Genomic DNA, 9,517 nt, shown 5'->3' on the forward strand with positions numbered 1-9,517 from the left:
GACCAGATACGAGAAGACCGCCGCTTCCTACGAAGCGGCGGTCACCCTCGCGTCGTTCCTGCTGTGGGCAAGATCCGTTTGAAGACGGACCCTAGCTCGAACACGGCCGCACCGCCTGAACGAAGATCACAAAACGTCACGAGACGTTACCGAGAAGAGTTCACTGTACGGCGGCTCTCACCGCGGCTCATGCGTCCGCCTCGCGCAGGGCGCCGCGCACCAGCTCGTCGGCCGCGCCTGTGTAGGCGGCGGGGTCGAGCAGGTCCGCGAGGCGCGCGAGGTCCAGCGGCCCGTGCGTCGCGTCTTGCGCAGCGAGGGCCGACACGAGCGATCCGCCGCTGGCGGCCGCCTCCGCGGCGGCCCGGCCGACGGCGGCCTTGGCGGCTGCCTTGCCGAGGGCCGGTGCCAGCGCCGCGGCCAGGCGCTCGGAGACGATGAGCCCTCCAGTCAGGTCGACGTTGGACCGCATGCGCTCGGGGAACACCTCGAGGCCTGCCACCAGTTCGCGGGCGGTGTGGGCGGCGCCGCCCGTGAGCCGCAGGCACTCGCGCAGCGGCTGCCATTCGGCGTGCCAGGCTCCGGCCGAGCGCTCGTCCTCACTGAGCAGGCACTGGGTCAGAATGCTGGCCTGAGCAGGTACTTGCAGAGCGGCGGAGCGGATCAGGGTGGCCAGGGCCGGATTCCGCTTCTGCGGCATGGCCGAGGACACTCCACGGCCCTCCGCGCCCGGCTCGGCGACCTCGGCGACCTCGGTCCGGGCCAGGGAGAGCACATCCACCGCCATCTTCCCGAGCACGCCCGCCACCAGGGCGAGTTCGCCGGCCAGGGCGGCGACGGGCATACGGTGGCTGTGCCAGGGCAGTTCGGGGGCCACGAGTCCCGTCTCCGCGGCGAACCGCTCGGTCAGCTGCCGCGCATAGCCCTCCGTCGGCGGCTCCCCCCGCTCCTGGCGGTGGAGCTGCTCGTAGGCGACGTATCCGGCCAAGGTGCCAGCGGCGCCGCCGAGCTGGACGACGAGATCTTGGGAGCGCAGCCGGTGCAGGCGGGCCGCGGCGGTGCGCACCGAGACCAGCCAGCCGGCCGCTTTGAGCCCGAACGTCGTCGGTACTGCGTGCATCGCCAGCGTACGGCCCGGCATGAGAGTGCCGGTGTGCTCGGCGGCAAGCCTGTGCAGGGAGTGGACGATGCCGTCCAGGTCGGCCAGTACGAGGTCCAGGGTGCGGGCCGACACCAGCATCAGCGCGGTGTCGAAGATGTCCTGGCTGGTGGAGCCTCGATGTACGTAGTCGGCGGCCTCGGGCGCCTTGGCGGTGAGCAGCTCGGTGAACTGCTGGACCAGGGCCACCACTGGGTTGGCCGCGCCCCTGCTGCGCCGGGCCAGTTCGGGCAGGTCGAAGTGGTCGGCGCGGGCCCAGTGCGTGATGGCCCGCGCGGCCTGTTCCGGTACGTTGCCGAGGGCGGCCTGGGCGCGCACCAGCGCCGCCTCGGCGTCGAGCATCGCCTGCAGCCAGGCCTCGTCGGACGTCGCGGCCTCGGCGGGGGTGCCGGACCGTACCGGGCTGAGCAGCCCGGCATCGATGACGTTCATCGCGTCAGTTCTCCGATCATCGGGCGGTGGTGCCGCGTACTTGGGTCGGCGAGGGCGAGCACGGCCCGGGCGATGGCGTCCGAGTCCTGCAGGGTCACCGAGTCGACCCCCGGGCGGATACCGGCCGCCGTCGCCCAGTGCACGGACTCGGTGGGCACGCCGAAGGCGAAGAGGCCCGGGTGCACGTCTCCTGCGGAGTCGATCAGCCGGCAGGGCGTCTGAGTGACGGCGAGGCCTCCGGTCTCGTACGACTCCTCGCCGGGGCCCGGGATCTCGTAGCTGCGGCAGCGTCCGCTGCTCAACAGGTGCCGCAGCAACGGATCCGCGGTCACCCGCACATCCGTCTGCGGGAGTCGCGCCTCGATCAGCGTGGTGACCCGGGTCAGCGAGCCGGGCACCGCTCCCGATTCGAGGACGAACACGCCCTGCGCCCCGTCTGCATCGGCCCGGACGCCGGGACCGAGCACCCGCAACACCCCGGCCTCGATGAGGGCGATGGCCTCCTCGATCCGCCGCGCGGGCGGCCCGATCGATAAGAACGCGTTGAGCGGGGTGTACCAGGCGTCGAGATCGCGCCGGTAGGAGTCGCCGGTGAGGCCGCCGTGATCGACCACGAGACGCACCTCGTTGCGCAGGTCGCGCAACACGTCGAGTGCCGACTTCAGCGGGCCCGCCACGTTGCCCTCCCGCGCGGCGCGCAGGTCCGCGCGCAGGTGGTCCAGGAGCCAGCCCTGGAAGTCCTCGGGCGAGGCGAAGTCCCGGCCCGCGTACGGCCGGGCGATGCGGTCCCAGTCCCAGCGCCGGTCCGCGCCGATGCCGAACTCGCCCGGCAGGAGCCTCTCCTGAGCGCTCCCGGGCGGGGCCGCGAGGTAGCGGGCGCGCAGTTGCCGGGCGTCCGACGGCCGGCCCTCGGCCGTCAGCAGCGCCGTGTAATACACGGTCTCCACTTCCTTGGCCACGAGCGGCCACACGGCGGCGCGGAAGTCGATCCCGCCGTGCCGTCGGGCGCGCCGCCGAAGGTCGCGGATCACCTCGGCGGTCAGCACGGCGGGCTCGTGCCGGCCGTGCGCCCCCTTCTGGTTCTCGCCCCGCGAGTGGAACGGCAGTCCGCGCCGCGAGCCCGCGACGAGCCGCGGTTCGCGCCCGGACGCCAGATAGCGCAGCCGCCCCTCGTGCTCCTCGAACCGCCCGCCGCGGCCGAGCGTCAGCAGTGCCATGTAGTCGAAGAAGTTGAGGCCGAGTCCGAGCAGTCCCACCGTCTCCCCGGGCCGCACCGCCGACAGGTCCACGTCCGCGGGGTTGGCGGGCAGGACGTAGCCCAGGCCGTGGGCCCGTGCGAACCGTGCCCGTTCCCGCTGGCGTGCCGACGGCCGCACCGGAAGGTGGCCCTGCGCGAGGACCACGGCGTGCAGACCGGCGAGCAGCGTGTCGTCGTCGAGCAGGACGCACTGCGTACCGCCGGGCTCGTCGTCGAGCGCCACCGCGCGGGCCCGGTGCTCGACGACGCTCAGCGCGCCCGGCGCGGTCCTGACGACCCGCTGGAAGACCCACTCCAGATAGCGGCCGTAGAAGGAACGCGACGGATAGGAGTCCGGGCCTAGCGCTCTGGCCTCGGCGAGCACCGCCTCGTCGTAGGGACGATCGTCCAGCGGCCCGATCAGGGTGAGGAAGCGCGCCCACTCGTACAGGCTGGGCCCTGGCACCAAGGGCCCGTCGATCGTCACGCTCTCGTCGGTGAACATCGTGACCTGCGAGGCCACCGTGTTCATCAACAGGTGCACGGGCTGGTCGGTGCGCCACACCTGACCCGCCCCCGGCGGAAACGGGTCGATCACATGTACGGTGATCGCCACGTCGCCGGGGGCCGACACCGCGTTCGCACACAGCCGTTCCAGGACCGAAAGTCCCCGGGGCCCGGCACCGATCAGGCAGACGTCGAGCCGTCGGTTGGTCATAGTCCCTCTCTCCACGAAGTCGGAATGAATCTGAGTAGTCGGAAAGCGTCGGAGTTCGCCCGGGATGTGACACAGGCTCTGAGGTCGTACGTGTCTCGGCGCCCCTGTCCTGCGGCGGCTTCAGCCCCGCGCGGCGGCGACACTCAGGCGCCGGCCCGGCGTGGTGCTGTCAGGGCTGATGCGCGCCTTCACGGCCGAGGAGATCACCGCGGCAACGGCACAGCGACTCGAGTGCACGCACACCTGAAGCACTGGCACGTGTACAGTCATGCCGCCTTCCAATTCTCAGCTTGACTCTGTCGGGGATCCTGAAGTTTCCCAGTGCGCTGGCGTGATCGGCGGGCATGCTCGGGATGTTCCGAGAGCCCATGCAGTTGTCGAGGTGCCCGTTGTCGCTCCGTCCTCGTTCCGGTGAGCAAGTTCCGACTCTGACCGCGCAGATCGCGCATGGCGAGCAACCCGGATGATGCGGCGGCGATGTGGGTGAGAGACCGCCTGGACGGACTGTGGAGTGACGCAGGACCGGAGCAACGGCCGTGACGCGCCGGGTCGAAACCGCGCTTCACAGAACGTCGCCTTCCGTGGACAGGTAACTTCCGCTGGAGTTCCTTGAGCAGCGGATGGTCGGTGGCCAGACCGGTGCCCGCGATGCCCGCGATGCCCGCGATGGCGCGGACGCCCACGGCGGTGTTGGCGGCGAAGGCAGCCTCCGCCGTGAGGGCCTGCTCCACGGTGACTGGGGCGGTGACGTGGTCGTGGCCGCTCTGGCGCAGGAGGGCCATGGTGACGCCGGGCAGGACTTCCGCGTCGGGCCAGACGAGCTGACCGTCGAGGATAAAGCCCACGTTCCAGGTCGGGCCCTCGGAGACGAGCCCGACGGCATCGTGGAAGAGCGCGTCGTCGGCTCTGGCGAGCTGGGCCCGGCGCCGGGCGTGGAGCGCGCCGAAGAGGCCGACGTGCTTGACGCGGGGGAGGTCCCGTTCGTACCGCACCGGCTGCACGCGCAGCGGAGGCGGCGGTGTGGCGCCCACCCCACGGGCCACCGGGCGGCCGACCGGCACGGTGTCGCCGAGCTGCGTCTCCGTCAGGTCCGTCCAGGTGGCGGTGATGGTGCACTCGGAGGGGCCGTACCCGTTGAACAGGCGGACCCGTGAGCCCGCCTCGGTCTGCCAGCGACGCACCCGGTCGGGGGCCGCGGCCTCGCCGCCGATGCAGACCAGACGCAGGTCCGGGCAGACGGCGAGGGCGGCGCTCGTCCCGGCGTCGACGAGTTCGTGCCAGTACGCGGTGGGCAGGTCGAGCACCGTGACGCGGCGCTGCCGGCACGACTCGGTGAAGCGGACGGGCGACAGGTCGAACCTCTCGTCCTGGACGATCAGCGTGGCACCTGTCGAGAAGGCCGCCACGAGTTCCTCGACAGAGGCATCGAAGCTGGGTGAGCTGAACTGGAGCACCCGGTCGTCGGCTGTCATCGCCAGGGGCGCGATGCCGTGCTGGATGAAGGACTCCAGGCATCCGTGCTCGATCATGACGCCCTTGGGGCGTCCGGTGGAACCGCCGGTGTAGACGACGTAGGCCAGGTCGTGCCGCCGGGGGGTCGCCTCCACCGCGTGGACCGGATCGGGCGCCCCGGCGGGCTCGCTCAGGGAAACGCCTCGGCGCGGGTCCAGGAGCAGCGTCGGCAGGCCGCCGCCACGCGAGCGCAGTGCCTGTGCGGTAACCACGATGCGGGCCCCGGAGTCGGCCAGGGCGTGGTCCACCCAGGCGCCAGTGAAGCGGGGATCGACGCCGAGGTATGCGGCGCCGGCCCGCAGGACCCCGACCACGGCCACGCTCACGGCGGGCGAGGGTGGCAGCAACGGGGCCACCACGTCACCGGGTCCCACTCCGCGGCTGCGTAGTTCCGCAGCCAGGCGGCCGGCACGTTCCCACAGATCGGCGTAGCCGAGTGTCTCGTCCCCGTACATGACGGCGGGTGCGTGGGGACGGCGGCGTGCCTGTTCGGCGACGCAGTCGTGCAGGGACCGGCGTGGCACCTCGGTCCGCGGCCCGCCGGCCAGTTCGCCGAGAAGCTCCCGGAGCTCGTCCGCGGCGAGGAACCGCGCGTTGCGTACGGGGAGTCCCGGGTGCCTGAGCAGCTCGTCCACGAGGGTGACGAAGTGCCTCACCACCCGCTGGGCGGTGTGCTCGGTGAAGAGGTCGGTGCTGTACGACAGCCAGCCGGTCAAGCCGTCGGCCGTTTCGTTGATGTACATCGATAGGTCGAAGTCGCTGGCCTGGGGCTCGGGCCACACCCGTCGGCATTCCAGGCCCTGCAGCGAGAGTTCCGCGGGGCCCCCGGCGTTGTACTGGAACGTGTGCTGGAAGACGGGATTGTGCGAGAGCTGACGCCCGAGGCCGAGGTGATTCACCACGAGGTCGAACGGCACGTCCTGCCGGTCGAGCCCTTCGAGCAGTTCGTCCCTGACCTGCCGGACTAGTTCGACAAAGGTCGTCTCCGGGCCGAAATCGGCGCGGATCGCGAGCGTGTTGACGAAGAAGTCGACGAGATCCTGGTACTCGGGGCGGCGACGTCCGGACACCGGTGTGCCGACCGCCAGGGAATCCTCGCCGCTATACCGGTGCAGGAGGACGTGGAAAGCGGCCATCAGCGTGGTGAAGACCGTGCTCTTCTGCTGTGCGCTGAAACGCCGGACGCGTTGGCTAATGTCCTCGGGCAGGGTGATCTCCACCGCGTTACCGCGAAAGGACTGACGCGCACTGCGAGGTCTGTCCGTGGGAATATCCAGCGCATCAGGAAGCCCTGAGATCCGGTCCTTCCAATAGGCGATCTGACTTTTCCAGTCCTCGCTCCCCAGCCGCTCCTCTTGCCAGCGAGGGAAATGTGCGTATTGCACGGGAAGCGGAAAGATTGGTGTATCCAACGTTTCTGTCGCGCGCGCGTACATACGCTGGAGGTCACGCAGAAGAACGTCGATCGACTGCCCGTCTGAGGCGATGTGGTGGAGGCTGACGGCGATGACGCTGCGCCGCTCGCCCAGTGCCCACCAGGATAACCGGACCGGCCATTCCCGTTCGAGCGCGAAGGGCCGATTGACGAATGCGGTCAGCTGTCGACGGGCCTCGGACTCCCAGGCCTGGTCGGTCAACCCATCAGGGCGCGGCACAAGGGAGAGGCGGCTGTCGGCGCCGAGGGTGTCCACGTGTTGCAGCGGCACCCCGTCCGCACCCTCCACCAGGCGTGTCCGCAAGATGCCATGGCGGACCAGCAGTCCGTTGACCGCTCTGGCCAAGGCCTCGACGTCGCAGGGGCCCAGCAGCTCGAAACAGGCCGAGCTGTGGTAGAGCGAGCTGTGCGGGCGGAGCTTGTAGAAGAACCACAGCCGGCGTTGGGCGAGGGAGACGGGCACCGGCCCCTTCGCTTCGGGCACAGGCTGAACTGATGTCGCCGACCGCTTTCGCGCGGCTGCGAGCAGGAGTTTCCGCTCCAGCTCACGGCGTTCTTCGATAGTCATCCCTGAAACAGCGGGACCGCCTAACACTACTTCCCCCTAGATCATGCGACGAAATACCGCGCGCGACGCCCGCCGGGGCGTCCGCAAGTCTCCGACCGCGATCATCAGACGTCCTCGCGAAGGGAGGCCGGACGCATGTCGACCCACACTTCGGTGATAGGTGCCAGACACTCCTGCTTGCTCCCGAAGAAGCCGGTCTGCCGCCAGCCGGACGGGACTTCCCGTCCCGACCTCCAGATGGAAAACTGTTCTTCCTCATTCACGACAACCGCGTATTGCGGCATGTCGGACACAGGTACACTCAAGGCACTATCTCCCCGTCACATCCTCGCCGGAGTCGGAGGGCGTAATGCGTCATTGATGGTCAGTCAAGGCGTGAGGTAAAAAGGTCCCAAAGGTCTGTCGGTGCGGCTGGCCAGCCCACATCGCCTGTGGTCCTGATCTTACAGTGAGATTATCGCGCCACAAGTGATCCGCGCCACATGGCGTTTTGATGGCCGGATTCCTATGGTCGAACGGTGATTTCGTCACCCACCTACCCTCTTACCGACGGGCATGTCGTCGTCTGGTGGGCGTCGGTATTGGGAGATCTGAGCGGGTTCTTCCGAATTCTTTCATCCGAAGAAAAAAATCGCCTTACACAGTGTCGAAGCGATGTGCTAGCTGCCGAATTCGTCACCGCTGCCGCCGTGCTGCGCGTCGCGCTGGGACGGCACGCGGGCACCGCACCCGGCGACGTCCGTGTCGAACGCCGGTGCCCGGACTGTTTCGGCCACCACGGCCGGCCGCGGCCGCTCGACTCTCCCGAACTGGATGTCTCCGTCGCGCACGCCGGCGGGAGGGTGGCCGTCGCCGTCGCGCACGGCATGCGGACCGGTGCCGATGTCGAGCAACTGGCGCGCGTCGCGGACGCATGCATGCTGTGCGGACACTGCGCCAAAGGCTGCCTGTGCTCTCGCCCGCGGAGGCCATCGAAGAGGCCATCGAATACGTGAGCGCCTTGCTGGAGGGCGATGCGCCCGCGCGCCTCGTGGCCGTCGCCACCAAGGAACTGGTGGAGCCTCTCAACCCGGTGCTTGCGGTGAAGGCCATTCTGAGCGGGGCGGCGATCCGAGCCGGTCAGAGACCCGAGGGGTGACTGGAAAGCCAGTCGGCGTGCCGATCGCGCATCTGGTCCCGTTCTTCGCGCGTGGTGAGGACGACGTCGGCACCACCGTCGTAGGGGTGGTGGATGCGCTGCATGCGGGTGTCGGTGATGAGGATTCCCGCCACCTTGTCGTCGGCGGTATCTCGGAGCAAGTCGTCGATGCAGCCGCGCTGCCAGGGCCGGTGTGCGGCGAAGAGATGGCAGTACATGCGGAACTCGGGGGCAGGCTCGTCCTCAACCAGCAGGCTCTGCCAATACCCCGTGACGGGTTCTACTGACGGAACCTCGGCTTCGGTCATCCAGAGCGGAGTGATCACATACACGTCCGCACCAGCGAACAGCTCATCGAGGACGGTGTTGTAACGCTCCAGGACGATGGTGTACTCGCTCTCGTCCTCCGCATACCGCTTCGACTCCGGCAGGCTGTGAAAACGTACCCAGACATCCCGATATGGGTCGCGAAGCTTGTACCCAACCGGCGGGCAACCGGGCCAACGCTGCTGCCACAGCTCCGTCAGATCCGCCTGCCCGTCTCTAGACACCCGTCGCACTCGTCCTCTCGCGCGTGAACCTACCGACGACCATGATGCCGGTACTCACGAACGAGAGACACCGACTTCTTACGGCCCATCTCAATGGGCGATCAGAGGCTGGGAAAGGTGCTGGCCGGGCTGGTGCAGCAACGGTTGAATGCCGCCGTGGAGAACATCTGGACACCGGCCCACCAGGCGGTGGAGGACGAGGACGCAGCGGCTTTGGCTCAACTGCTGGCCAAGGGCGTCGACCCTGATGAGGTATGCGGCAGCATGACGCTCCTGACGCACGCCATTGACGCGGAAGGCGATGGCGCCTTGCAGAGCGGCTGTCCGCTGACCGTGTATACCACTGCAGTGCTCCTGGCCTTCGGCGCTGACCCACAGCTCCCGGCATCCGATGGGCGAGCGCCCATGGACCTCGCCGTTTACTACGGCCATGACCTGGCAATCAAGCTGTTGGAGCGGCACATCAGCAGGTCAGGCGGCGCAGGCAGATGAGGGTGCTGGCGATGCTCGTGAAGGCGAGGAAGTGTTCGGCCTTGCGTTCGTATCGGCGATGAAGGCGGCGGCAGCCGGCCAGCCAAGAGACGGTCCGTTCAACGACCCAACGGTGGCGACCCAACCGCTGGGAATTGTCCGTTCCGGCCTGCGCCGACCGCGGCGTAGCTGGTTGGCGAACGGCTAGTAGTACTTCGTTAGGTTCTGGCTCTGGTTCTGCTTGTGGTTAGTGGTCGGCCGCAGGTGGTGCATGTGCCGGTCCAGCACCTCAGCAGGTC

The 9,517-nt window shown here is 68.8% G+C and carries 8 protein-coding genes and 1 pseudogene; 2 read left to right on the forward strand and 7 right to left on the reverse strand.

The genetic code is table 11. The annotated features are described in order from the left end of the window. Nucleotides 1–187: 187 nt before the first annotated feature. The 5 genes from ACFVIU_RS38780 to ACFVIU_RS38800 all read right to left on the reverse strand — a co-directional run bounded on the left by ACFVIU_RS38780 (nt 188) and on the right by ACFVIU_RS38800 (nt 7,990). Nucleotides 188–1,588: a lyase family protein gene (locus tag ACFVIU_RS38780; RefSeq protein WP_385848471.1), complete on the reverse strand. Its 1,401-nt coding sequence runs from the start codon at nt 1,586–1,588 to the stop codon at nt 188–190. Continuing rightward, nucleotides 1,585–3,543: an FAD/NAD(P)-binding protein gene (locus tag ACFVIU_RS38785; RefSeq protein ID WP_385848472.1), complete on the reverse strand. Its 1,959-nt coding sequence runs from the start codon at nt 3,541–3,543 to the stop codon at nt 1,585–1,587. Before ACFVIU_RS38785 ends, ACFVIU_RS38780 begins: the two co-directional genes overlap by 4 nt. A gap of 266 nt (nt 3,544–3,809) precedes the next feature. Continuing rightward, complete coding sequence (locus ACFVIU_RS38790; protein WP_385848474.1) at nt 3,810–7,058, reverse strand: condensation domain-containing protein; 3,249 nt, start codon at nt 7,056–7,058, stop codon at nt 3,810–3,812. Between the two features lie 104 nt (nt 7,059–7,162). Continuing rightward, nucleotides 7,163–7,342 (reverse strand): MbtH family protein, encoded by a 180-nt coding sequence (locus ACFVIU_RS38795; protein ID WP_385848478.1) that lies wholly within the window; start codon nt 7,340–7,342, stop codon nt 7,163–7,165. Between the two features lie 375 nt (nt 7,343–7,717). Next, nucleotides 7,718–7,990, reverse strand: a complete 273-nt coding sequence (locus ACFVIU_RS38800; RefSeq protein ID WP_385848475.1) for a hypothetical protein — start codon at nt 7,988–7,990, stop codon at nt 7,718–7,720. 17 nt (nt 7,991–8,007) lie between these two features. Here ACFVIU_RS38800 and ACFVIU_RS38805 point away from each other — a divergent pair, with 17 nt between their 5' ends. Beyond that, complete coding sequence (locus ACFVIU_RS38805) at nt 8,008–8,196, forward strand: hypothetical protein (RefSeq protein ID WP_385848476.1); 189 nt, start codon at nt 8,008–8,010, stop codon at nt 8,194–8,196. Here ACFVIU_RS38805 and ACFVIU_RS38810 read toward each other — a convergent pair. Beyond that, complete coding sequence (locus ACFVIU_RS38810) at nt 8,178–8,747, reverse strand: hypothetical protein (protein ID WP_385848477.1); 570 nt, start codon at nt 8,745–8,747, stop codon at nt 8,178–8,180. The two genes, ACFVIU_RS38805 and ACFVIU_RS38810, sit on opposite strands and share 19 nt — an antisense overlap. A 156-nt stretch (nt 8,748–8,903) precedes the next feature. On the opposite strand from ACFVIU_RS38810, the gene ACFVIU_RS38815 reads away from it, so the two are divergent. Continuing rightward, entirely contained in the window at nt 8,904–9,239 is a 336-nt protein-coding gene (locus tag ACFVIU_RS38815; protein ID WP_385848480.1) for an ankyrin repeat domain-containing protein, read from the forward strand. On the opposite strand, the pseudogene ACFVIU_RS38820 reads toward ACFVIU_RS38815, so the two are convergent. Then, a pseudogene (locus ACFVIU_RS38820) lies at nt 9,211–9,405 on the reverse strand (transposase); the annotation flags it as partial. The gene ACFVIU_RS38815 and the pseudogene ACFVIU_RS38820 sit on opposite strands and share 29 nt — an antisense overlap. Nucleotides 9,406–9,517: the final 112 nt, after the last annotated feature.

Source organism: Streptomyces sp. NPDC127190 (assembly GCF_042672505.1).
Taxonomy (GTDB): Bacteria; Actinomycetota; Actinomycetes; order Streptomycetales; family Streptomycetaceae; genus Streptomyces.